We start from the raw sequence: 21,150 nt of genomic DNA, 5'->3' as shown, positions 1-21,150 counted from the left end.
TTATCCAATCTATTTGAATCCATCACGAAGATGATTTCGTTTACTGATCCATGAATCATACCAGGGGGCATAAAAAGATGAGGATAGCAAGGAAGAAAAGTCTCGAAAGCATCAGGAACGAATCGGAGCAAAGTAAATTAAAAAAGAGCTTGAGGGCCAAGGACTTGGCGCTTTTAGGTATGGGGAGTGTGATTGGAACAGGAATTTTTGTTGCTACTGGACAAGGGGCACATATGGCAGGTCCAGGCATCATCCTATCCTTTATCATAACTGCGATCATAAGCGGGTTATGCTGTCTCATGTACTCAGAGCTTGCTACCATGTTTCCGGTTTCGGGAAGTACCTATTCATACTCATATATTGCCTTCGGTGAATTCACTGCCTGGATAGTCGGATGGGATCTGATTTTAGCCTATTTAATTAATGCGAGTGCAGTAGGAGCAGGATGGTCTGCAACTTTTGTTGGATTACTACATTCGATAGGAATAGACCTTCCCAAAGCGCTAACCGTATCACGAATTGCTGATCCACAAGGATTTGTTGATCTTCCCGCCATTTGCATAACATTGCTAGTTACGTATATTTTGTTTATTGGTATTTCGGAAAGTGCAAAGATGAATAATCTTATCGTCGTTATAAAAGTAGCTGTGATTCTTCTATTCATTGGTTTAGGCGTAAGCCACATCAACCTCTCAAACTTACAGCCAATGATGCCTTTTGGATGGACGGGAATTATGTCTGGCGCAGCCATTGTTTTTTATGCCTATACAGGTTTCGATTCCATTTCCACAGCTGCTGAAGAGTCAGTGAATCCTGCAAGAGATGTCCCACTCGGACTGATTATTTGTCTGGGGACAGTGAGTGCTTTATATATTGCTGTGGCATTAGTTCTAACGGGAATGGTTCCTTTTAATAAAATCAATATACTGGAAGCACTTCCAGCAGCACTCTCGAGTGTGGGGATTCACTGGGGTTCTGACGGTTACAGGTTCAGTAATTTGAATACCGACACTCATGTAGAATCGATTAAAGAATAGCAGTCTTATTTATGAAGGACTCTTGTGAGAATTTTGTGAGACGCATTTGATAGCATGAAAATGCCCATTGTAAGATTCTTGAAGAAAGGAGTCCTTTTCCGTTGATGGCACGCCGTATGCGATGAAAGTCGCTCGTACGGTGTAGGCTCGTTATAAAACCCCGAGAGGAATAAGACGAGAATAGCGTAACGCCGATTTCTGATTTAGCGGCTACACTAGAAGGTGGGCTCATTTATAAACTCACCTTCAGTAAGCCAGTAGGTGCAACATCCGTAACGTTAATGCAGTCCGTTGACAATGGTAGTACATGGGTTCCATTTCCGGCTCCACTAACTGCTGATTCTACTTCAGTTTCTGTTGCAGCGATATTTATAGGAACCATAAAGTACAAATTGATTGTAGTAGGTGGAAGTCTGGCAGGCGACTCGAACGAAATTGATGTCGTAGGAACAATTCCACCGCCGCCAGCACCTTAAATTCAATGCCCCAAGGATTCTTCCTTGGGGTTTTTCCAGGCTTGCAATATAGGAAAAAATAAGTAATAACTAATTTTAGTTAGATAATCTAATTAGTGTGCAAAGGTGATGTCATGGCAAAAAACGACGAATGGGAGCATCGAAAAAAGGTTGGCAGTGGGAAGATCATTTTTTTGTTAAAGTAATTAGATAAACTTATTATATTTGAAAGAAAGTCAGGTGATGAGATGAAATCCGGTTCCCAACGTTATCTATTGTTTTCGGAAATGTTCAGGGAGGTGTTTTTTCAAGCAAGAGGGCAATGGAAGTTTATTTTGATAGCAGCTCTCTCTATTTTAGTGATTTCAGCTCTTGAATTTATCATTCCGCAGTGGACGAAAGTGGTCATTGATCAGGTTATTGTCGATCAACAATTTGCTGCATTGTTTGAGCTAGGGGCATTGATCATAGGGGCAGCATTACTTTTGGGGGTGTTTCGGTTTATTAGCAGCTTTGTGATGACAATTGTTAGCCAAGGAGCTATTTCACAGCTGAGGAATAAGCTGTACCGACGTACCGTGAACCTGGATTTGAACTTTTTCGATCGCAACCGTACCGGCGATCTCATGTCCAGATTGACGAGTGATGTCAATCAGTTGCAGGATTTGGTTTCTGCTGACACGTTATCGATTGTGGCTGATTTCTTCACGTTTATTGCAATATGCGCTTATTTATTCTATGTCGACTGGCAATTGGCGCTTTTACTAGTGAGCACATTTCCCTTTCTGTTCTTTACTTCGCGGTTTTTCATTGGGCGAATCAAGTCTCTCTATCGAACAGTACGTCAATCTTCTGCGGAAATAAGCAATCATTTACAGGATTCGCTATCAGGGATTCGAGGATTAAACCATCTGCCAGCGAGAACGATGAAATAAATAGATTCGCTGGATTAACCGAGAACAATCGGGCTGCAACAGTGAAAGCTTCCCGGCTGTCGGCTTCCTTCCCGCCGATTATTGAATGGATCAATTACATTGGAATGACGCTCGTACTGCTTTTTGGTGCGTGGCAGGCGATGCAGAATCAAATGACGGTAGGAGACATTGTCGCTTACTTGGCATACTTACGTTTACTGCAGGGTCCTATTCGTTCCTTCAGTAGAATGGTTAGTAAAATTCAACAAGCTTCTGCGGCGTATGAACGAATCCATGAAGTGTTGGAGACAGTGCCAGTGGTTCGGAACAAAAAGAGAGCAATCAACTTACCACCTTTGCAAGGAGATGTTCTCTTTGACAATGTTGATTTCGCATATGAAAAAGGCGTGCCAGTCCTGCAAAATTTTTATTTGCGCATAGAGCCCAAACAAGTTACCGCACTGGTTGGCTCGTCTGGTTCCGGGAAGTCCACCATCGCCCATTTGATTGCCCGTCTGTATGATGTGCAAAAAGGAGCAGTCTTCGTGGATGGTTATCCATTAACAGATGTCACGCTAGAATCACTTCGCACGCAAATAGGCATTGTATCGGCGTTGCTGATTCATCGGGAAACTCCTGTAGAAACAGTAGTAGCCGGGAAGTAAGTACAGGAAATACAAGAATGGTAAACATAAAAGGAGTGCAGGAGAACATGAATCCTGTACTCCTTTTGTATTACAATGGAGGAGAAATTGTGGAATTTTACCATAAGTGACATACCGGCAAACTATGATTGAAGCGAGGCATACATGGTGAAAATCGACGTTAATCAGTTAGCAGAACATTTCGCACACATTCCTTTTCAAGTAGAAGGAGTATATCGATATGCCAGAAATCCTGGAGTGCCTCACGCTGACTATACAGATTCTTTTCCTGGATTTGTGTTTCCACCTACAGGGAAGGTGCAATTTCAATTTAACGGTACGCCGTATATTTTTTCCCCAGGAAAAGTGGTACATGGCGGTGCAAAAATGACTCTGGCTCAAAAAATGTTTGGTAAAACCAACTGGGAATATATTCTTGTCCAATATCGGATATGCAACGCAGAACTGGAAGAGTCTAGCTTTTCTCATCAGCATTTTGAATTATTAACAGGACAATCCCCTCGTCTGATTGAATTAATCATGCGTCTTTGGCATGTCTATAATCAGCCTGGAGGCCTTTCGAAGTTTCAGACCGAAATGCTGTTTCGAGATGTACTGAATGAAGCCTTAGTATGTGTTGCGAGTAGGCAAAATAGCAGTGAATCACATGCTTTGTTCGAGCGAGTCTCTCATTATATTCATGAATACTATGATCAAAGTCTTACAATAGCATCGCTTGCAGAGCAATATGACGTGAATCGAAATCGACTTTCTTATGTATTCAGAAGACATGCAGGTATGGGACCAGCAGAATATTTATTAAAATATCGGATCAACAGGGCGCAAGAAATGCTATTCACAAGTGATGTGCCCGTACAGCAAATTGCGCAAACGGTTGGAATTGCAGATCCCTTTTATTTTAGTAGAGTGTTCAAGAAACAATTAGGCATTTCTCCGACTGAGTATCGAGAGAAGTTCATCAATAATCCATGCTAATTTCAACAGGCATCCATTCTCTTCAAAAAATGGCTTTACTATACTAATGGCAAGCCAAAGAAATCATCATGTCGGAGGAATTGCCTATGCAAAAGATGAAAGGCTTGCTAATCTCCATGCTATTATTAGCAGGCATTCTAGCAGGTTGTAATGGAACACCTGCTGAAAATAAAGGCACAACTACAGAACGTGCATCTACACCAGAAGGGAATGTAGAGGCACCTGGTTGGCCAAGAACATTTAAGGATTCATTAGGGAAAGAAATTGTGATCGAGAAAAAACCGGAAAAATTGGCCGCACTCTGGTACTTTTATCCTGAAATATTAGTTGCATTAGGGGAACCACCTGCTGCTTCTACTGAAAAAGAGTATCTGTCCTCTTTATCTTATTTAAAAGGAAAGCTGGATTCTGCTGAAGAATTGGGAGATAAAGTGTCTCCTAGTATCGAGAAGATTCTTTCTATAAATCAAAGTAATGTCTGGAATAATCTGAATGCCGTGAAGAAAGGCCACGTCTATTTAATGGATAGTTCCGCTATTACTGGTGGCCCATTAGCGATTGAATACGCTTTGCAAAATATAACAGGTGCCTTGCGCAAGCCCTAAAAATAAGGAGGGATTCATATAAATTACCAAGCGATTAATCTGAATGAGCAGCTATCTAAATTCAACGATCTCTGGTCTCCAAAAGTCATTGGTGAAATAAATGACTATCAAATAAAGATTGTTAAGATTGCCGGGGATTTTGAATGGCACGAGCATCAAGGTGCCGATAAGATATTTATGGTGCTAGAAGGCGAGATGTTCATAGATTTTCGTGATGGTCAGGTGAAAATTTCCAAGGGGGAGATATTTATTGTCCCAGGGGAAGCCGTTCAAAAGCCCTTCGCCGAAAAGGAATGCCATATCATGATAGTGGAGCCGAAAGAGTAGAAATTAACAGCAGCCAATGATAGTTGGATCTAGGAGCGGTTCGGCATTTTGTTGCAGCAATTCCTTAAATCACGATTGAATCGACTACCCCTGGGAGAATTCCTGGGGGTTTTTTCTTTCAAATGACGCAGCGTGCCTTCAGCTCTTGGATTTGTTCGATATGTCGCTGTTCATGTACATACAACAGCTCCACCCATTGATCTAAAGGAAGGTGACCTAAAACTGGGTGCGTTACCGCTACTGTTTTCAAAATCGCTCTGTCTTCTACTTTACTCAAGACATCCAAAAAATTTTGCCTGGAGTCATGGAGCATTTGAATGATTTGCTGGACTTGAAAAGGCTCGGAGCTTGGCTCTGTTATTTCAGGTGCCTGGATCTTATTGGATCGGTCTGCCACAAATTCAATGGGAACAAATTCTGTGTTGGTTGGATTCATTCGCTTGAGCCCATGCACGATTGCTTTTGCGAACAACGTGTCGATAATGACCAAGTGATGACAGACCTGTGCAATGCTCCACTTATCCTGTTCAAGTCGCCGATTGAAATCCTCAGCACGTACAGAGGAAATTTCAAGTAGTAGCTGTTCTCTGGTTTTCGATAAGTTCTCTTCATAGTGATCCATTAAGACCCCTCCTGCAAATTCAAGTATCTTCCATTTATTATAACAAAATTCCGAATAGAAAGTACTTTCGGATCATGAAATCGTAAAGGCATACAAAGGGAAAATCCAATATTTACAAAATACAAAAATAAACTTATTATATAAATAAGTTTATTAAATATACAAAGAAGAGAGGCGAGACCAGATGATCAGAGGCTTGTACGAGGCTCATTTACCTGTTAAAAATTTGGAGGCTTCAATCGAGTTTTATCAAAGGCTTGGGTTAAAATTTGCCTGGAGAGATGATGAGACTGCTTTCTTTTGGATGGAGGAAGGAAAGAGCTGGCTGGGTATATGGGAAGGAAAAGAGCATGAGACCCCTTACCATCCTTCCTTGCGACATATTGCCTTTCAGGTAACCTATGACGATTTGAAGCGATCCCTGCAATGGTTGGAATCGATTCAAGTACAGGCAGTTCCCTTTGGCAGAAGAGACTCGGCTGCTCCATTTATTCGCCCTCATCAAGGGAACGCGTCCGTGTATTTTAACGATCCAGATGGAAACAGCTTGGAATTGATGTGCGCAGTGGAAGTGCCTGATGATCTCAGACATCTTACAAATAAAATGTCCTTCGAAGAGTGGGAAGTACTGTTGGCTAAACACAAGACAAAATCTAATTAATGATGATACTCTCGAGAGTTCCCCTTTTTATCAACAAGCAATGAACCATCTTCCTGGAGTTCAGCATAAAAAACTTCATGTAACGAATATACACCATGCTTTTCGAGCTCTTGGAAAAGCCATTCCTTGGTCAAGCCAAACTCCTTCAGATTTTTCTCAACAATGTTGCTATCCACGATAAGCTCTGAGGGAAAAACATTTGTTGCTGGTTTTTGAATGTGCAAGTCGTCCCGTGATACACTTTCGGCACCTTTTTTTTCATCACACTTAACTGTCCATTTGGCTCAAGAATCGCGTAAGCAACATCTTTGATTGAAAAAACGTCTTCTTTCCGCAGCATCATGCTCAAGTCATCCATATTCAGTCTGCATTGAGCTAAAGCTTCTTCTAATATTTCTCCTTTTTTTATAACAAGGGTTGGTTGACCGTCCAGTAAAACTCTAGCCTTACTCGATTTCAGACTCAAAAATTCTACAAGCACAGTTAAGATCGCCCATAAAGCAAGCGAAACAAGTCCTTCGAAAAAATTGGTATCTGGTTCAATCACCATAGAGGCTGTAAGGGACCCAATGGTAATTCCGGTTACGTAGGTAAAGAAAGTGACGTTGCTGAGCTGCTTTTTGCCAAGCATTCTTGTCAGCAGCAAGATTACCACAAACCCACAAAGTGTTTTCACTGTGATTTCAAGGAAGTGAAAATCGGTCCCCATCGAATTTCCTCCATATGGAAGTTTTCATTAGTATTACCGTCTTCAAAAGGGATCTATCCAGAGATAGTGGCTTTTTCCGCTGTACTGGCACGTGTTTGTTATCCGAGGAATAGGCTCATAATGGGCGTTTTTTGACGGTACTTGCCCAAAAGAAAAGGGTCCACATTCCGTTTATTCCAGCTCGGAAAGGAATTGTATGCATGGTTTTCTCGGACAAAATGAACGGGCTTCATAGCAGATCAGCCATATTTCTGGCGGCCATGTGTTATCAGACGTATCTCCTCTATTTTGAAGGAAAACTAATTCTGCCAAAGGGGTTTAGACTTCGATCAATCATCCGTGCCTTTGCGAACGTAGAGAATCCTACGGAAAATGTGTATGGATTCATAGCGGAGTCAAAAGATCAAATCATCATCGCTTTTAGAGGCTACGCGGCTTATCCAGCGGACCTGTTGGCAGCCTATGACATTCTCCAAGTATCCTATCCTTTTGTGCCGGATGGGGGCAAAACCTCTCGTGGATTTACCTGTCTTTATCAATCAACAAGAAATGAACTGCTTAGAAAATTGAGCCATCTATCTGCTTCGAAAAAGCTGTTTATTACTGGCGACAACTACGGTGGAGCTTTGGCAACATTAGCTGCTTTAGATATTGCGGTAAATACAAAGTTTGAAGAGCCGTTTATCTTTACGTATGGCAGCCCACGGATTGGAGACCCTGTTTTTGCCCACAGGTTCAATCAGTTGGCAAAAAATAGTTTCCGCATTGTAAATATTCATGATCCATTTCCGACGTTTCCAGATAAAAAATATCCGCCTCCTTTTACGGAGAAGGGAATTGCGTATGAGCATATAAACACCAAGTACTCGATCGCTTTTCAACTAAACAACACGCCCCGAAACAATGCCATTTCCTGCTATTTTAAAAGTCTCAGTCAATTAGACCCAGATTTCTCACAAGTGTTATGCGCTGAAAATCCGGGCTTTTGTCCTGATACGGAAATGTGCTTCCCCTTTCAAGGTGGATGCAAGTATCCGAAGGCTTGAGGATAAGGGGGAGGCCAATATGGAAGGATCAAGCGTAGATCGGATTTTTAAGAGCGAAGACGCGATATTGCTTTCAGCCATGATCTATCAGTCATACCAGCTGTTTGAAACGGAATCGCTTGCTTTGCCAGTGGGGTACAGCCTTCGACATATCATACGAGCATGTGCTGGGGTAGAGGAGCCGGAGCTGGAGGTATTCGGTTTTATCGCGGAGTCGCATGATAAGATCGTCGTAGCTTTTCGAGGAACCCGAACATTTCAGGATAATGAGTCGGACCAGGATTTATTTCAGGTGCGGTATCCTTTTGTCAAAAATAGTGGAAAAACTCATCGAGGGTTTACGTGCATTTATCAATCGGCCAGAAATGAGCTGATCACTGCTTTAAACCAGCTATCCAAATCGAAAAGAATCTTTATCGCCGGACACAGCCTGGGTGGAGGACTCGCAGTACTAGCTGCTTTTGATATTGCAGTGAATACGAAGTTTAAAAAGCCTTTCGTCTATACGTATGGCAGCCCTCGTGTTGGAAGCCCTGTATTTGCTTCCCGATTCGACGAAACGGTAAAGAAAAGCGTTCGAATTGCAAATGTGCATGATATCATTCCTACTTTACCTGCTAAAGCGTATCCGCCTCCTTTTACAAAGCTGGGATTATTCTATCAGCATGTTCGTACCAAATATTTATTGTCATTCCAGTTGAACAGCGTAGCCGCACGAAATCACGAGATTGTTTGCTATTTTAAGTACTTGAGCAAGCAAAATCCGGATTTTACAAGCGCCTTGTGTGAAGAGAACCCGGATTTTTGTCCTGATACAGCATTATGTGTGCCGTTTTTAGGAGGATGCGGTGAGAGTAAGTAATAAGTCTAAATCCTGGATATAATGGAGGGGAAAAGCGCGAAGAAAGGATGTGGTTCCATATGGCAGCCTCGAATAAAGAAAGAAGAACTTGTAGCAAAGGACACGAATATTTGAAAAGCAGCGATTGTCCTACCTGCCCGATCTGCGAGCAAGAACGTAAGCCTGGTAGTGGGTTTCTGTCCCTTCTTTCGGCACCTGCCAGACGAGCGTTGGAACACAATGGAATCATTACCTTGGAGCAGCTCTCTACTTATAGTGAAAAAGAAATTCTGCAATATCATGGTATGGGACCAGCGTCTTTACCGAAGCTCAGAGCTGTTTTGCAGGAAGCGGGATTATCGTTCAAGAACTGAAATAGGGGTAATCTGTTGGTGCAATGTCTCATGGAACAGATTGGAAAATCGCCAGACTTTTTTCGCAAAGCACGTAAGTAAGTAGGAATATTCGGGCATACTAGCTCTCATACACTGTTAACAACCTTTTTCAACCCTCACGAAATAGTGGGGGACTTTTTCATTTTCAGTGGGAAAACAGTTGAGGTGAGAGCAATGTGTGGACGCTTTACGATCGTTTTTGATTCCGACGAGCTCATAGAAAGGTTTGAAGTAGAAGAGGTTCCGTACGAGTGGAAAAAACAATACAACATTGCCCCGGGGCAGCTTATTCCTGCCATCATTGAGGATCGGGGTCAGCGGCGGCTGGGACGACTAAAATGGGGACTTGTTCCTTACTGGGCGAAAGATGAGAAAAGCGCCTATAAGCTGATCAATGCCAAGTCTGAAACGATTCAGGAGAAGCCTGCCTTTAAACAATTGTTTGTTCGCAAGCGATGCATCATCCCGGCAGATGGTTTTTATGAGTGGAGAAAGGTAGGAAGTGAGAAACAGCCGATGCGGATCATGATGAAGACAGGGGAGCCTTTTGCCTTCGCGGGCTTGTTCGATACGTGGACAAATCCGGCAGGGGAAAAGCTGCATACGTGCACGATCATCACGACAAAGCCCAATCAGATTGTCACGGATATCCATGACAGAATGCCGGTCATTTTGCAAAAACAAGACGAAGCGATCTGGCTGGATCGTCAAAGCTTTGATGCAGATCGCTTGCAATCTTTGCTTGTTCCATATGATTCAGAAAAGATGAGAGCCTATCCCGTACCCTCTATTGTCGGCAGTCCTAAAAATGACATGCCTGAATGCATTGAGGAAATAGCTGCGCCGTACCTCTTTGAATAGAAGATTGAGAGGACTAACAACGCTCATCTCTCCAACGAATAAAAACAGTCATTCACTAGCCTGCCATTGATTTCAGTGCACTCGGAAGCAATCTCATCGAGGGTCATCCCGGCCTTTTCCAATACACGGCGTGACGCGATATGCTCCTCGGAACAAACAGCGGTGAATCTATGGAATCCGTGTGTATCGATGGCGAAATGAATGACTCGTTTAATTGCTTCCGTTGCATACCCCTTCCCTTGGGATGCTTCCAGCAAAATAAAGCCAATTTCCGCAGTGAGTTTTTCTCGATTGCGGGTACAGATGCTGATTAAGCCAACTTCGTTATCAGAAGCTGTTTCACGGATGATCCAGGTGAGCCAATGGGTAGATTCCAGGCTCCAGGGAGCGAGCTCCTTGTCAAAGTTGCGGCGAATGGCATCCTCGCTCATCGTTGATCCGATGTGATTCATGAGTGCCGGGTTGGTGTAGATAGAGCGGATGAGTTCCCAATCATGTGAAGCCAGTTTTGTGAGTGTCAGGCGGTCGCTAAACAGTTGGCTGTTCATCGTATTCTCCTTTAAAAACAGGATGGTTGGGAACGGGTAAAATGAATGAGATGGATGGAGCTTATCAAAAAATATATCGAAACGAATGGCGTATGGCTACAAAAATTTCCAGGAAGTAAAAAAGAAATGCACCCCCGATTGGGTGCATGAACAGCCTGCCTTTATTTTTTTATGCGGATGATGGTTCCCGAAAGCACAAAGCTACTGACAAGAATACCGATGATGGCGATTAGCCGTATAAAACCATTTGAAACGGATGTGAATACGACAACAAGTGCAATGATGGCAATCACCCACAGAACAACCTTCTGCAATGACATGAGCGATCATCTCCTTTTTGGCTCCATCTTAACGCTATGAGCCAGATGTTCGGGAAATACCCATGGTCAATGCCTAACCAAGCAAGGGCAGTGAATGTGACGAAACAAGCTGTTACGGAGCGAACCCGTAAAACAGGAGAATAAAAATAAACATTAGAACATAACCAATCGTTGCTGCAAATAAAAGGTACAGGATGCCGAGCAACGAGCTTAGAAAGAGCGAGAGACCCTTGCGTCTAAAAAAGCGGATGACGGCAAGCAAACCGATAATCATCAGAGGTACGATGAAAAAATAAGAAGAAAAGCTAACCCAACTAAATAACCGCTGAAATGCTTCCTGAGGAACTGGTCCCTCACTCATTTTGTACATATTCATAATGTAGGATCGACCACTTAAAAAGACGATCGTCAGAATCACATAGTAAATAATGACGGTTTTCATTTTGAACATAAGATTCACTCCAAATGTATTTTTCTAGCCTATCTACATTAAAAGTGAAATTGGAAATAACAAAAAGTACCAACTTTCATTGGTACCCTCCCTGTATTTTTAGGGACTGATGCCCCTCATAAAAAAAGAGGCATCAGCCTTGGCGTAACTGCTAGTTTTGACGAGACACGCCATCTGCACCAAAGAAACGCTTCAAGATGGTACGTCTCTTCGCAGATACACGTTCAAATACAAACGCGACCTGTTTATCATGTGGCTGCAAATGATAGTGTGTTATGCCAAGCTGCGAAAGCCCATGACTGAACCGCAGTGCATCATTGAGACTTACGATAAAGTACAGATGCTCTGTCATAGAAATCACCCCCTTCCGCAACTAACCGTAGCAGAAAGGGGAAGCCAACAAAAAGAAATAGCCCTTGTTCGGGAAGGAGAGTGTAGCAAGGCAGCACATTCTACGTCTTTTGATCGGATTATTTATTGCAGGTGGTATGATAGGATATAGTGAATAGAGCAGCTACAGTTATGCCTAATGGGGAGAAGGAGAATAGACGAATATGCAAAAAGCAACTTTTGCTGGTGGATGCTTCTGGTGCATGGTAACGCCTTTTGATCAATTGCCTGGAATTGGAGGCATTGTATCAGGATATATAGGGGGAACGACGCCTAACCCAACTTACGAAGAGGTCAAAAAAGGTACAACTGGGCACGTTGAAGCTGTAGAAATCACGTTTGATCCTGAACTGTTTCCGTATGAAAAATTGTTGGAGCTTTATTGGCAACAAATTGATCCAACGGACGCTGAAGGACAATTCCAAGATCGCGGAGCTCAGTATCGAACGGTCATTTTTACACACAATGAAAAACAGTATGAATTGGCGCTCCAATCAAAAAAGGAGATGGAAGCAAGTGGTCGCTTTACCAAACCGATTGTAACGGAAATCGTATCTGCCAGCTTCCCTTTCTATCCTGCAGAAGACTACCATCAAGACTACCATAAGAAAAATCCAAAGCATTACAAGGAAGATCGTGAAAAGTCTGGTAGAGATCAGTTTATTAACGAGCATTGGGAAAAGTAACACGGTCATAGAAAAAGGGCAACGAATGCGTTGCCCTTACCCATTAAAAATGATTGCGTGCCGATCTCATAAGGCATAATGAAAGATCAATTCCTCGCCATACTCTCCTTCATATCTCAGTCCTTTATCCAGAAAGCCAGCCTTCAGATACAAGTGCCTTGCGGGAGCATTGGTGTGATGCACGGTTAACACAATCTCGTTTTTATCGGGAAAATACTGTTTTGTCAGGTCAGGCAATGCTCGTAAGGTTTCGAGGGCGTGTCCTCTTTTTTGATAACGAGCGTCAATCGAGAATGATTTTAGTAGAAGAGCATGCGGATTTTCGATGCCATACATGTGTGCCTGACGAGTATGGAGGGCAAAGCATCCCACCAGATTGTCCCTGGCATAAACAACAAAAGGTAGATTATTTTCATCCCGTGAAAATGTCTCGATAATAATTTGTGGCATAGACGTATAAATCGCTTGTTCTTCTGGTAATTGGTAGCTGAGAATTTGTGCATAATCCTCTTCTGCATATGCCCTGACCTGTAATGAAATCCAATCTGCCAAACGTTTCACACCCCAGTTCTTTCATCCATTTCGATGAAAATGATGATACACCAACTATACTCACGAGCACAGCCCGATAAAAAGAAAACCTGGTTTTTCAACCAAGTTTTTGACGGGTCCGACGAACATACAGTTTTTCTGCAAAAAAGCTGACAACTAATCCGACAATCAACGGGAGAAGTGAACCAGTTGTCATCATGAAGCCATTTTGGCTGGTAGTGAATTCGTGGTGAAACATGAGCGACGGGATCGTGAACCAATGTCCAATGAAGTAAAGCACTCCTGTGGTAGCTACCAGTGAGAAAAAGGTTACGACAAAGCTCTTTGCGTTCATCGCCAGCACCTCATTACCGTTATTTTTATAGGAATGTATATATTGGCTAATACGTAAAGCAGGGGGAAAAGGTAACAAAAAAGCCCCCATCGTAAAAAGCACAGCGGCTTCGATGGAGGCGGACTTTCTTAATATCCCTTTGTTTTTGTTTTTGCTGGTAAAACGGCACGCTCTGCTTTTTCATACAGCTCCAAGCATACTTGGACAATGCGTAGATTTGGAACGAGCATATAGACAGCCAAGGCAGAACCGATACTAATGAGGGCTCCCACCAGGACATCTGCCGGATAATGGACCCCTACCCAGATACGAGAAATGCCTACAAAAATGGCCAACAGTAACCACAAGATTCCTTTTTTCTTCTGAAATAGCAGGAACGAGATGCAAAAAGAAAAGAACAGGATGGTATGATCGCTGGGAAATGAATTGTCTACTGCTTTGAATACCAATTGATTTACATCCGCCAGCTCTGCAAATGGCTGAGCATTGTAGTGAAAGGTACCCGCAATTTTCCCCAGGATTTCAGCAAGAACAAACGTGATTGTCGCGCATATCACCATGATCCGGTTTTCATGCTTTCTGGTAAACCAATACAGCAAAGCAATCAAAGCCAAAAGGTACACGGTGTATTCCGCGATGAAGAAAAACACAGGATTAAGCGCTGGATATTGTTTACCCAGGTCATTAATCATACGGAAATAATGAATGTTCATCTCCATTCCGTTCATAATTTGTCAGCCCCTTTTTATATGTAGCTATGGCACAATAACACGAAAACGAGGTCTGTCAGTGAGCAGACCACGGTCGTTTTTTATATATAAAGTGTATCTTAGTCGATCTGGCGTAAATTTAAAAGGGATTTATCTTACACCAGATTACAATTTTGTAAGGTTAGCGAGTGCTTATATGTAACGATGAAAGCCTCACAGTCTCAAGTTTGTCTCAATGTTGCTCAAAACTATTTCGCGTGGAGAAATAGTACTTTATACTTAGGAAGCCCATTGTAAAAACAGTCTTTTCCGTTGATAGAACGCCGTGTGCGATGAAAGTCGCCCGCACGGTGTAGGCTTGACGAAATCCTTTGGGAGAAGGATAGTCAGGAATAGCTCAGTTTTAACTATTGCTCTTCAGAACCCACCATATGGTTTTATCACAATTAATAACGCAACAGACGATGATTCGGACCATTATTTTATTAAGGATTCGATTGGCAAACCAAGTGGCAGCAATGCTGGCGCAAAAGATCTCTCCGGATTAATCACTGTTACTAGCGATGCACAGGCAGCCACATTTGAATACGATGAAAATGAGGATCGCTATGATGTTGTTGACAATCATGCTGATACCGTCGGACATGTGACACTATCGAGGAATGCAGGGGAATTCGATCTTATCGATGGAGCTATTATTAACCCGAATGCAAACTTCACATCGGGATCAACAGGCAGCATCAAGGCAAAACTAACGAATCTAAATGGACAAGTAGTAGACTCCGTTCTAATTGACGTGAAGCGTAATTAAACACGTCAAACGTCAAGGTTTTATTTCATACCAGACATGCTTCGTGTCTGGTATTCTTTTTTTCCTTTACTATGGAGAGATGACACAGGATGGAGGAAGGCTATGAATATCAATTTGGAAAACGCAGCACGTTCGCTCGATAAATATAGAGCAATGATGTCACCGAATCATGTCCATCTGATTACACAAGAGAATAGCGACTACTTCGCTTTTGGAGCCGGTACTAATGCGACTGCCGTAGGCTATATATTGGTGAGAACGATACCCAAAGAATCGATGTCAAATGTGATTGCACTGGAAATTGACCAGAAGCTTGCCGGAATAGGGCTTGAGGAAGTTCTGCTAGATGCCGTAGAGAAAAAGTTGCGTGAAAAGAACTATCACACGCTTACCTTCGATTGTATCTTTCAGGAAAATGAGCCTGTGAGTAAAGCGTTCCTTAGCCCACAGGAAGGATGGGGAAAGGGGGAATTACTTTCCCATATTTATACTGGCAATCTTCAAGGAATAAGTCGTGCGCCATGGGTTACCAAACAGCGATTACCAAAAGGCTTTGAATTTTTTAGCTGGGATGAATTGACGACAGGCGAAAGGGAATACATCGCAACGGGCGGCGATCAATGGTATCCTTCCAAACTATCGCCACTGCAAGAAGCGCATTTGATGAACGCTCAGTTAAGTGTGGGGCTTCGTTATCAGGGAAGTATAGTTGGATGGAAGATTGTGCAAAGAACAGCGAGAAATATGGTTCTGTTCAAAACACAGTTTATTCGCGATGAATACAGGAGTCTGGGCAGAGGAGTTTTGCTTATTGCAGAAGGCATAAGAAAAACAATCCGAGTAGAAGGTATGGAATACGGCATGTTTGTTGTAGAAAAAGAGAATAATGACATGCTCCAGTTTACGAACCGACATTTTGCTCCTTATATCATCCGCCGAAAATCGCTGTTTTCATTTCGGAAAGTACTTGCCTGAATCATACAAAATAAACAAATGGCTGTCTTTGTCACGTCTCTTTTTGACCCAACAAGGAATAGCCATTTTCCTTTTTCCTACAGCTTTCGCGTTTGAAATTTTATTTTAATCCCGTTTTTTGTTATTGATATTTTATTTCAAACCGACATAGACATGTAATAAATTAACACTTGTTGAAAACGCTTTAATCACGGATGTAAAGGGGGGAATGAGGTGTTAAATGGCGGTTTGCTGCGTATCCGTGAATCGATGCACTTAATCAAACCGTCAGAGCAAAATGCGGCACGCTACATTCTGGCCAAACCGGAGGAGGTCATTCGTCTTTCCATAAAAGAGCTGGCGGAAAGAAGCGAGTCTAGTCAAGCTGCCATCATCCGTCTGTGCAAACGAATCGGTGTAGAGGGTATCCAAGAGCTGAAAATGCGGATTGCCGGCGATATTCAGTCCACGACCGAACAAGATGAATTCAAAGAAATTCGTCCGGACGCGGATATTCCCACATTGATTGAGTCTGTTTCGTATAACAACATTCATTCTTTGCGTGAAACGATCAAAATTCTTGAGCCGGATACAGTGGAGAAGGCGATTGAGGCATTGCATCAAGCGAATCGAATCGATTTTTTCGGGGTAGGCGCTTCGCAGCTAGTGGCACAGGACGCCCATCATAAATTTTTGCGGATCAATAAAATGTGCACGGCGCACTCGGATTCGCACTTGCAGCTTACCTCTGCGGTCACACTTGCAGCAGGGGATGCAGCAGTCGGCATTTCCAATTCGGGTGAAACCTCGCAAATCATCACGACGATGAAGCAAGCACGCAAATCGGGAGCGACCACGATAGGGATTACCAAATACGGTCATAATTCATTGGCTGAGGTTGTTGATATTCACTTAACCACGTTTACGACAGAGGCAGGAGAGCGGAGTGCCGCCACTTCCTCTCGAATCGCGCAGCTCAATGTGATTGATATTTTATTTCGTGGTGTCGCCGCCAGAAATTATGATATCTCTTCTGTTTACTTGCGTGAGACACGCAGAGCAGTCCGTGAGCAGTACAAATAGGCAACGGATAAATCCTTTTACCAGAGGGAGGTTTTCCATGAAAAAGAGAGGGTTATTGTCAACGATCGGTATTCTCGGCTTACTAACGGCCGTCCTATTTACAGGCTGTAGCAGCCAGCCATCGACAACAGAGGGTGGTCAAGTAGAGCTGTTTCTCGGCTATAGCTCCGATCCACCTACGAAGAAAAAGATGGAGGAAATTATCGCGAAATTCCAAACGTCACATCCGAATATCAAGATCAAAACAGAAACGGCTCCGTACGAGGACTTTTATCAAAAGCTGACCACACAAATTGCAGCAGGTACTGCGCCTGACATCTGGCAGAGCGATGGAACCAAAGTATTCGGGTTTGCCCAACGGGGAGCGATTCGCGACATTACCGATTATGTGACGAAAGAAGTCAACAAGGATGAGGTAAACGGCCTGGAATTCAATAAGGACGCGGACGGAAAATATTGGGGCGTGCCGCAGGGCATTCAGGTCGGGGCTCTTTTCTACAACAAGGATTTGTTTGACAAAGCAGGGGTGAGCTATCCGACAGCGGACTGGACCTGGGATGATCTGAAAGCTGCCGCAGCCAAGCTGACACTGGATGCAAACGGGAAAAATGCTGACGATCCTGCCTTTGATAAAAATTCGGTGAAGCAGTTTGGGTTTACCTTTTTCGGTAGCTCCCGCGGTGCCTTCAACATTTTGAAAGCATATGGTGGCGGTGTGCTCGATCCTACGATGACCAAATCGATCATTAACTCACCCGAGAATAAAAAAGCGGTCGAGTGGATGGCAGATGGTATGAAGCGGAGGCTTTTCCCCAACCCAGCTGATTTAAAAGCATTCCAAAGCAACTTCAAGGTATTCCTGAGCGGTGCCTCCGCCATGCAAATTGATATATACGCAGCGACAACCGCGATGAATGGTGCCGAGCTGAACTACGATGTTGCTCCGCTGCCAAAAGGACCGGATGGAAAGCGTTTCGCTCCGGTGATTGCCAACTCCTGGGTGATCAACAAAAAAGCAAACGAGCAAAAGGTGAAAGCAGCGCAGGAATGGATTACGTACTGGACGACCTCCGATGAAGCGCAAGTAGAGTGGACACAGGTAGGAGAAGCCATTCCAGTGAAAAAATCGGTAGCAAACTCCGACAAGTTCCTGACCAATAACACGAAGCCAGAGAACAAAAAGGTATTTCTCGACAGCCTGGAGTTTGCTGGTACAATCGACACCAACGCCGTCTTTGCCGAATGGGTAAAGGTATTTACGGATAATCTCTCCGATTTGTTCATGGACAAATACGGGGTGGATGAATATATCTCGAAAACAGATCAGGGGATTCAAAAAGTTCTGGATGATTTCTTCAAAAAGTAGGAAAGAATCCACCAGTGAGGATGTGTGATAGGCCATGCTGGAGCTGGAGAAGCAGCAACAGGCGCAGCCAAAAGCGAAGAAGCGAAAATGGTTGAATGGCGAGGGGAGATGGGGACTGCTCCTCGTCTCTCCCTATCTTGTTCACTTTATTGTGTTTGTAGTAGGAACCTCCCTCGCGTCACTCTATTTCAGCTTTTCCGACTACGATATCTTAAATCCGCCAAAATGGACCGGACTGGACAACTACGAAAAGCTGTTCCAGGACCCTCTATTTTATCGGGCTCTATGGAATACCGTTTACTTTACGCTGTTGTATGTTCCGGCCAAAACCTTTTTGGCGCTGCTTCTGGCGGTAGCGCTGAATCAAAAACTAAAAGGACTGAAATTGTTCAGGATGATCCATTTTTTGCCGGTGATTTCCTCCTGGACGGTGATTGCTTATGTGGCCGACGCTATTTTTAATCAGCGAATCGGGTTCGCCAATGCCGTTTTGGCCAAGTTTGGCATCGCTCCACAAAGCTGGCTGATCGACGAGGGCTGGGTCATTCCCGTTCTGGTGGTCGTCGCAATCTGGAAGAGTGTCGGGTATATGATGATTATATTTCTGGCAGGCTTGCAGGGGATTTCATCGGAGCTGTACGAAGCCGCATCCATTGATGGCGCCAACGCCTGGCAAAAATTTTGGCGGGTAACGGTGCCAATGATTTCGGGAACCACATTTCTTGTCGTGATTTTAAATACGATCTACTCGTTCCAAAACTTTGAGCAAATCTTTGTTATGACAGGTGGCTCTACGGAAGCAGGCTCGACGGGAGGTACAAACAATGCCAGTCTGGTTCTCATGCTTCTGATGTTCCGCCAAGGGTTCAGCTTCTACAAAATGGGCTATGCCTCAGCAATTGCTTGGGTGTTATTCCTGATTTTGCTTGCCATCACCTTGATTCAATTCAAGCTGCAAAAGAAATGGGTTCATTATGATTGAATTTGATAGAGAGAAGAGGAAAAGGAGGTAGCCATGCAAAGACGTTTTCCTCTGAGTAAAATCGCAGGTTATTTGTTTGTCATCATTAGTTCGTTGATCATGTTTGTCCCGTTTTTGACCACGATCTTTAACTCGCTGAAAACCTACAAGCAATACATGCAGTTTCCCCCGGAATGGCTGCCTGATCCAGTGAAATGGAGCAACTACACACAAGTGTGGGAGCAGGCCAATTTCAACAGCTACACGATGAACAGCGTGATTGTCGCCGTGCTCTCTGTTGTGGGAACGCTTTTATCTAGCTCCATGATTGCCTTTGCCTTTGCGCGTCTGCGGTTTCCTTTTCGGGATACGCTGTTCATGATCGTGCTGGGAACGATGATGATCCCCGGAATTGTGACGATTATTCCGCAATTTATCATTTTCAAAAATCTGGGACTGCTCGATTCACTGGCGCCGCTCTGGCTATTGGAGTGGCTGGGCCAGCCGTTTGCCATCTTCTTGATGAGGCAGGCTTTTTTGAGTATCCCCAAGGATTACGAGGAAGCGGCCAAGCTGGATGGCTGCAATCCGCTGCAAATTTATTGGAAGGTGTTTTTGCCGATGTGCAAGCCTTCTCTTGCGACGCTGGCCGTGTTTACCTTCATGGGAAAATGGAATGAAATTTTGGCCCCCGTTATTTACCTGATCTCAGAGGAAAATTTTACCCTTCCAATCGGGATTTTGTCCCTGCGCGGACAGTACAAAACGGATGACCAGCTCTTAGTGGCAGGGGCTCTGATCAGCTTGATTCCGATTTTGATCGTCTTCCTTTTTGCGGAGAAGTATTTTGTAGAGGGCTCGAAAACGTCTGGACTGAAGTAAGGCGATAGGAGGCAATGTAGAGTCATGCGCTATTTGCCCTGGGATGCTTCCTATCTGGAGGCGCTGTGTGAGCTGTGGAATCGGGAGCTGGGTGAGCGTTTTCCCATGAGACCTGAGCTTTTTCGGCAAAACAGCTTTGCTGACGAAAATGTACTGGATGCGGGATCATGGATTGCCTGTGATCCCGAAACACTGCGGCCGGTCGGATTCGTGGTGGCAAAATGCTGGCAGGAAAAGCTGGAGCTGCAGCTCGGGAATGGAGCGGGTTGGATACAGGTGCTGCTCGTCGCAAACGAATATCGCGGGCGAGGGATCGGAAGTGAATTGCTAGCAAGGGCAGAAGAAGCGTTGCGACGGCAAGGTGCTCAAAGCATCCTGCTGGGACGTGATCCGTACCATTATTTTCCTGGTATTCCCGAGGAGTCGCAAGAGGTGAAGGTGTGGTTTGCACAGCGCGGATATGTGGAGCTTGAACCTTTGGAAAATGACCTGCTCTGCCACTATCCGGATTCGGCCAAAGCAGAGCTTCCCCATGTGTCGGATGGTTGTTTTCGCCTGTTGACCGTAGCAGATAAGGAGGCCTTTCTTGCCTTTTTGCATCGCTGCTTTCCGGGGAGATGGGAATACGAAGCGATTCATTATTTCAGGCGCGGGGGCGAGGGAAGAGAGTTTGTCGTCTTGGAAAAACAGGGGGAGATCATCGGCTTTTGCCGCATGAATGATAGCAGGTCACCATTTATCGCACAAAACGTTTACTGGGCGCCGTTTTTTCATGACGAACTGGGGGGAATTGGCCCATTGGGAGTGGATTCAGCGCACAGGGGACAGGGCTTTGGTCTGGCGATGGTGGAAGCAGGCATCACCATGCTGCGAAAGCGCGGGATCAAACAAATCGTCATCGACTGGACAACACTTGTCGACTTTTATGCCAAACTCGGGTATCACAGCTGGAAGCAGTACGCCAAGTTCAGGAAAGACTTCGGCTGAAG

Annotated in this window: 29 protein-coding genes; 19 read left to right on the top strand and 10 right to left on the bottom strand. The window is 44.1% G+C overall.

Annotation, left to right across the window (positions count from 1 at the left end):
* The first annotated feature begins 77 nt into the window (after positions 1-77).
* From ADS79_RS26565 to ADS79_RS26540, 6 genes are all read left to right on the top strand, one after another.
* Positions 78-1,037: an APC family permease gene (locus tag ADS79_RS26565; protein ID WP_049741470.1), complete on the top strand. Its 960-nt coding sequence runs from the start codon at positions 78-80 to the stop codon at positions 1,035-1,037.
* A gap of 790 nt (positions 1,038-1,827) precedes the next feature.
* Positions 1,828-2,427, top strand: coding sequence for an ABC transporter ATP-binding protein (locus tag ADS79_RS36290; protein WP_255323529.1), 600 nt, complete (start codon positions 1,828-1,830; stop codon positions 2,425-2,427).
* Between the two features lie 41 nt (positions 2,428-2,468).
* Positions 2,469-3,071 carry an ATP-binding cassette domain-containing protein gene (locus tag ADS79_RS36285; protein WP_049741468.1) on the top strand — a complete coding sequence of 201 codons (603 nt, stop codon included), beginning with the start codon at positions 2,469-2,471 and terminating at the stop codon, positions 3,069-3,071.
* Positions 3,072-3,218: 147 nt separating this feature from the next.
* Entirely contained in the window at positions 3,219-4,046 is an 828-nt protein-coding gene (locus ADS79_RS26550; RefSeq protein WP_049742147.1) for a helix-turn-helix domain-containing protein, read from the top strand.
* Positions 4,047-4,132: 86 nt separating this feature from the next.
* A complete protein-coding gene (locus tag ADS79_RS26545; protein ID WP_049741467.1) occupies positions 4,133-4,651 on the top strand; it encodes an ABC transporter substrate-binding protein in 519 nt (172 codons plus the stop codon).
* A gap of 18 nt (positions 4,652-4,669) precedes the next feature.
* Positions 4,670-4,978 (top strand): cupin domain-containing protein, encoded by a 309-nt coding sequence (locus tag ADS79_RS26540; RefSeq protein WP_049741466.1) that lies wholly within the window; start codon positions 4,670-4,672, stop codon positions 4,976-4,978.
* A 118-nt stretch (positions 4,979-5,096) separates the two neighbouring features.
* Here ADS79_RS26540 and ADS79_RS26535 read toward each other — a convergent pair whose 3' ends face one another.
* Positions 5,097-5,600: a DinB family protein gene (locus ADS79_RS26535; protein ID WP_049741465.1), complete on the bottom strand. Its 504-nt coding sequence runs from the start codon at positions 5,598-5,600 to the stop codon at positions 5,097-5,099.
* A gap of 184 nt (positions 5,601-5,784) precedes the next feature.
* On the opposite strand from ADS79_RS26535, the gene ADS79_RS26530 reads away from it, so the two are divergent.
* Complete coding sequence (locus ADS79_RS26530; protein WP_049741464.1) at positions 5,785-6,261, top strand: VOC family protein; 477 nt, start codon at positions 5,785-5,787, stop codon at positions 6,259-6,261.
* Here the strand turns inward: ADS79_RS26530 and ADS79_RS36775 are convergent.
* On the bottom strand, positions 6,258-6,437 hold the full coding sequence (locus ADS79_RS36775) for a YetF domain-containing protein (RefSeq protein WP_307725628.1): 180 nt from the start codon (positions 6,435-6,437) through the stop codon (positions 6,258-6,260). The two genes, ADS79_RS26530 and ADS79_RS36775, sit on opposite strands and share 4 nt — an antisense overlap.
* The gene (locus ADS79_RS26525; protein ID WP_307725627.1) at positions 6,407-6,970 is read right to left on the bottom strand and encodes a DUF421 domain-containing protein; all 564 of its coding nucleotides are present in this window, start codon (positions 6,968-6,970) and stop codon (positions 6,407-6,409) included. The genes ADS79_RS36775 and ADS79_RS26525 overlap by 31 nt, the downstream gene beginning before the upstream one ends.
* A gap of 200 nt (positions 6,971-7,170) precedes the next feature.
* Here ADS79_RS26525 and ADS79_RS26520 point away from each other — a divergent pair, with 200 nt between their 5' ends.
* From ADS79_RS26520 to ADS79_RS26505, 4 genes are all read left to right on the top strand, one after another.
* Positions 7,171-8,016, top strand: a complete 846-nt coding sequence (locus ADS79_RS26520) for a lipase family protein (RefSeq protein ID WP_049741463.1) — start codon at positions 7,171-7,173, stop codon at positions 8,014-8,016.
* 19 nt (positions 8,017-8,035) lie between these two features.
* Positions 8,036-8,878, top strand: coding sequence for a lipase family protein (locus ADS79_RS26515; protein WP_049741462.1), 843 nt, complete (start codon positions 8,036-8,038; stop codon positions 8,876-8,878).
* 59 nt (positions 8,879-8,937) lie between these two features.
* Positions 8,938-9,231 carry an RNA polymerase alpha subunit C-terminal domain-containing protein gene (locus tag ADS79_RS26510; RefSeq protein WP_049741461.1) on the top strand — a complete coding sequence of 98 codons (294 nt, stop codon included), beginning with the start codon at positions 8,938-8,940 and terminating at the stop codon, positions 9,229-9,231.
* A gap of 195 nt (positions 9,232-9,426) precedes the next feature.
* Positions 9,427-10,113 carry an SOS response-associated peptidase gene (locus tag ADS79_RS26505; protein ID WP_049741460.1) on the top strand — a complete coding sequence of 229 codons (687 nt, stop codon included), beginning with the start codon at positions 9,427-9,429 and terminating at the stop codon, positions 10,111-10,113.
* Positions 10,114-10,136: 23 nt separating this feature from the next.
* Here ADS79_RS26505 and ADS79_RS26500 read toward each other — a convergent pair whose 3' ends face one another.
* The 4 genes from ADS79_RS26500 to ADS79_RS26490 form a co-directional block, all read right to left on the bottom strand.
* A complete protein-coding gene (locus tag ADS79_RS26500) occupies positions 10,137-10,661 on the bottom strand; it encodes a GNAT family N-acetyltransferase (protein ID WP_049741459.1) in 525 nt (174 codons plus the stop codon).
* A 161-nt stretch (positions 10,662-10,822) separates the two neighbouring features.
* On the bottom strand, positions 10,823-10,981 hold the full coding sequence (locus ADS79_RS35745) for a hypothetical protein (RefSeq protein WP_162839550.1): 159 nt from the start codon (positions 10,979-10,981) through the stop codon (positions 10,823-10,825).
* Positions 10,982-11,093: 112 nt separating this feature from the next.
* Positions 11,094-11,432: a hypothetical protein gene (locus ADS79_RS26495; RefSeq protein ID WP_049741458.1), complete on the bottom strand. Its 339-nt coding sequence runs from the start codon at positions 11,430-11,432 to the stop codon at positions 11,094-11,096.
* 151 nt (positions 11,433-11,583) lie between these two features.
* A complete protein-coding gene (locus ADS79_RS26490) occupies positions 11,584-11,784 on the bottom strand; it encodes a hypothetical protein (protein ID WP_049741457.1) in 201 nt (66 codons plus the stop codon).
* A gap of 202 nt (positions 11,785-11,986) precedes the next feature.
* Here ADS79_RS26490 and msrA point away from each other — a divergent pair, with 202 nt between their 5' ends.
* Positions 11,987-12,508: a peptide-methionine (S)-S-oxide reductase MsrA gene (gene msrA / locus ADS79_RS26485; protein ID WP_049741456.1), complete on the top strand. Its 522-nt coding sequence runs from the start codon at positions 11,987-11,989 to the stop codon at positions 12,506-12,508.
* 66 nt (positions 12,509-12,574) lie between these two features.
* Here msrA and ADS79_RS26480 read toward each other — a convergent pair whose 3' ends face one another.
* The 3 genes from ADS79_RS26480 to ADS79_RS26470 all read right to left on the bottom strand — a co-directional run bounded on the left by ADS79_RS26480 (position 12,575) and on the right by ADS79_RS26470 (position 14,122).
* Positions 12,575-13,060, bottom strand: a complete 486-nt coding sequence (locus ADS79_RS26480; protein WP_236700114.1) for a GNAT family N-acetyltransferase — start codon at positions 13,058-13,060, stop codon at positions 12,575-12,577.
* A gap of 97 nt (positions 13,061-13,157) precedes the next feature.
* Positions 13,158-13,394, bottom strand: a complete 237-nt coding sequence (locus tag ADS79_RS26475) for a hypothetical protein (RefSeq protein WP_049741455.1) — start codon at positions 13,392-13,394, stop codon at positions 13,158-13,160.
* A 128-nt stretch (positions 13,395-13,522) separates the two neighbouring features.
* Positions 13,523-14,122, bottom strand: a complete 600-nt coding sequence (locus ADS79_RS26470) for an undecaprenyl-diphosphatase (RefSeq protein WP_049741454.1) — start codon at positions 14,120-14,122, stop codon at positions 13,523-13,525.
* Positions 14,123-14,462: 340 nt separating this feature from the next.
* Here ADS79_RS26470 and ADS79_RS26465 point away from each other — a divergent pair, with 340 nt between their 5' ends.
* The 7 genes from ADS79_RS26465 to ADS79_RS26435 all read left to right on the top strand — a co-directional run bounded on the left by ADS79_RS26465 (position 14,463) and on the right by ADS79_RS26435 (position 21,148).
* Positions 14,463-14,915: a hypothetical protein gene (locus ADS79_RS26465; protein ID WP_049741453.1), complete on the top strand. Its 453-nt coding sequence runs from the start codon at positions 14,463-14,465 to the stop codon at positions 14,913-14,915.
* 102 nt (positions 14,916-15,017) lie between these two features.
* Positions 15,018-15,890, top strand: coding sequence for a hypothetical protein (locus ADS79_RS26460; RefSeq protein WP_049741452.1), 873 nt, complete (start codon positions 15,018-15,020; stop codon positions 15,888-15,890).
* Positions 15,891-16,103: 213 nt separating this feature from the next.
* The gene (locus tag ADS79_RS26455) at positions 16,104-16,952 is read left to right on the top strand and encodes a MurR/RpiR family transcriptional regulator (RefSeq protein ID WP_084766087.1); all 849 of its coding nucleotides are present in this window, start codon (positions 16,104-16,106) and stop codon (positions 16,950-16,952) included.
* Between the two features lie 37 nt (positions 16,953-16,989).
* Complete coding sequence (locus ADS79_RS26450; protein WP_049741451.1) at positions 16,990-18,318, top strand: ABC transporter substrate-binding protein; 1,329 nt, start codon at positions 16,990-16,992, stop codon at positions 18,316-18,318.
* Between the two features lie 34 nt (positions 18,319-18,352).
* A complete protein-coding gene (locus tag ADS79_RS26445) occupies positions 18,353-19,300 on the top strand; it encodes a carbohydrate ABC transporter permease (RefSeq protein WP_049741450.1) in 948 nt (315 codons plus the stop codon).
* Positions 19,301-19,333: 33 nt separating this feature from the next.
* A complete protein-coding gene (locus ADS79_RS26440) occupies positions 19,334-20,161 on the top strand; it encodes a carbohydrate ABC transporter permease (RefSeq protein ID WP_049741449.1) in 828 nt (275 codons plus the stop codon).
* A 24-nt stretch (positions 20,162-20,185) separates the two neighbouring features.
* Complete coding sequence (locus ADS79_RS26435) at positions 20,186-21,148, top strand: GNAT family N-acetyltransferase (RefSeq protein WP_049741448.1); 963 nt, start codon at positions 20,186-20,188, stop codon at positions 21,146-21,148.
* The last annotated feature ends 2 nt before the right edge of the window (positions 21,149-21,150 follow it).

Origin of the sequence: Brevibacillus reuszeri (genome assembly GCF_001187725.1) — a bacterium.
GTDB classification, from domain to species: domain Bacteria; phylum Bacillota; class Bacilli; order Brevibacillales; family Brevibacillaceae; genus Brevibacillus; species Brevibacillus reuszeri.
Note: the sequence above shows the minus strand (reverse complement) of the source record. Positions and strands in the feature narration are given on the sequence as shown.

Excerpts from the sequence above, each read along its gene's own strand:
- ADS79_RS26565 (WP_049741470.1), top strand. The coding sequence starts at position 78 with ATGAGGATAGCAAGGAAGAAAAGTCTCGAAAGCATCAGGAACGAATCG.
- ADS79_RS26545 (WP_049741467.1), top strand. The coding sequence starts at position 4,133 with ATGCAAAAGATGAAAGGCTTGCTAATCTCCATGCTATTATTAGCAGGC.
- ADS79_RS26535 (WP_049741465.1), bottom strand. The coding sequence starts at position 5,600 with ATGGATCACTATGAAGAGAACTTATCGAAAACCAGAGAACAGCTACTA.
- ADS79_RS26530 (WP_049741464.1), top strand. The coding sequence starts at position 5,785 with ATGATCAGAGGCTTGTACGAGGCTCATTTACCTGTTAAAAATTTGGAG.
- ADS79_RS26525 (WP_307725627.1), bottom strand. The coding sequence starts at position 6,970 with ATGGGGACCGATTTTCACTTCCTTGAAATCACAGTGAAAACACTTTGT.
- ADS79_RS26520 (WP_049741463.1), top strand. The coding sequence starts at position 7,171 with ATGGTTTTCTCGGACAAAATGAACGGGCTTCATAGCAGATCAGCCATA.
- ADS79_RS26515 (WP_049741462.1), top strand. The coding sequence starts at position 8,036 with ATGGAAGGATCAAGCGTAGATCGGATTTTTAAGAGCGAAGACGCGATA.
- ADS79_RS26510 (WP_049741461.1), top strand. The coding sequence starts at position 8,938 with ATGGCAGCCTCGAATAAAGAAAGAAGAACTTGTAGCAAAGGACACGAA.
- ADS79_RS26505 (WP_049741460.1), top strand. The coding sequence starts at position 9,427 with ATGTGTGGACGCTTTACGATCGTTTTTGATTCCGACGAGCTCATAGAA.
- ADS79_RS26500 (WP_049741459.1), bottom strand. The coding sequence starts at position 10,661 with ATGAACAGCCAACTGTTTAGCGACCGCCTGACACTCACAAAACTGGCT.
- ADS79_RS35745 (WP_162839550.1), bottom strand. The coding sequence starts at position 10,981 with ATGTCATTGCAGAAGGTTGTTCTGTGGGTGATTGCCATCATTGCACTT.
- ADS79_RS26495 (WP_049741458.1), bottom strand. The coding sequence starts at position 11,432 with ATGTTCAAAATGAAAACCGTCATTATTTACTATGTGATTCTGACGATC.
- ADS79_RS26490 (WP_049741457.1), bottom strand. The coding sequence starts at position 11,784 with ATGACAGAGCATCTGTACTTTATCGTAAGTCTCAATGATGCACTGCGG.
- msrA (WP_049741456.1), top strand. The coding sequence starts at position 11,987 with ATGCAAAAAGCAACTTTTGCTGGTGGATGCTTCTGGTGCATGGTAACG.
- ADS79_RS26475 (WP_049741455.1), bottom strand. The coding sequence starts at position 13,394 with ATGAACGCAAAGAGCTTTGTCGTAACCTTTTTCTCACTGGTAGCTACC.
- ADS79_RS26470 (WP_049741454.1), bottom strand. The coding sequence starts at position 14,122 with ATGAACGGAATGGAGATGAACATTCATTATTTCCGTATGATTAATGAC.
- ADS79_RS26460 (WP_049741452.1), top strand. The coding sequence starts at position 15,018 with ATGAATATCAATTTGGAAAACGCAGCACGTTCGCTCGATAAATATAGA.
- ADS79_RS26450 (WP_049741451.1), top strand. The coding sequence starts at position 16,990 with ATGAAAAAGAGAGGGTTATTGTCAACGATCGGTATTCTCGGCTTACTA.
- ADS79_RS26445 (WP_049741450.1), top strand. The coding sequence starts at position 18,353 with ATGCTGGAGCTGGAGAAGCAGCAACAGGCGCAGCCAAAAGCGAAGAAG.
- ADS79_RS26440 (WP_049741449.1), top strand. The coding sequence starts at position 19,334 with ATGCAAAGACGTTTTCCTCTGAGTAAAATCGCAGGTTATTTGTTTGTC.
- ADS79_RS26435 (WP_049741448.1), top strand. The coding sequence starts at position 20,186 with ATGCGCTATTTGCCCTGGGATGCTTCCTATCTGGAGGCGCTGTGTGAG.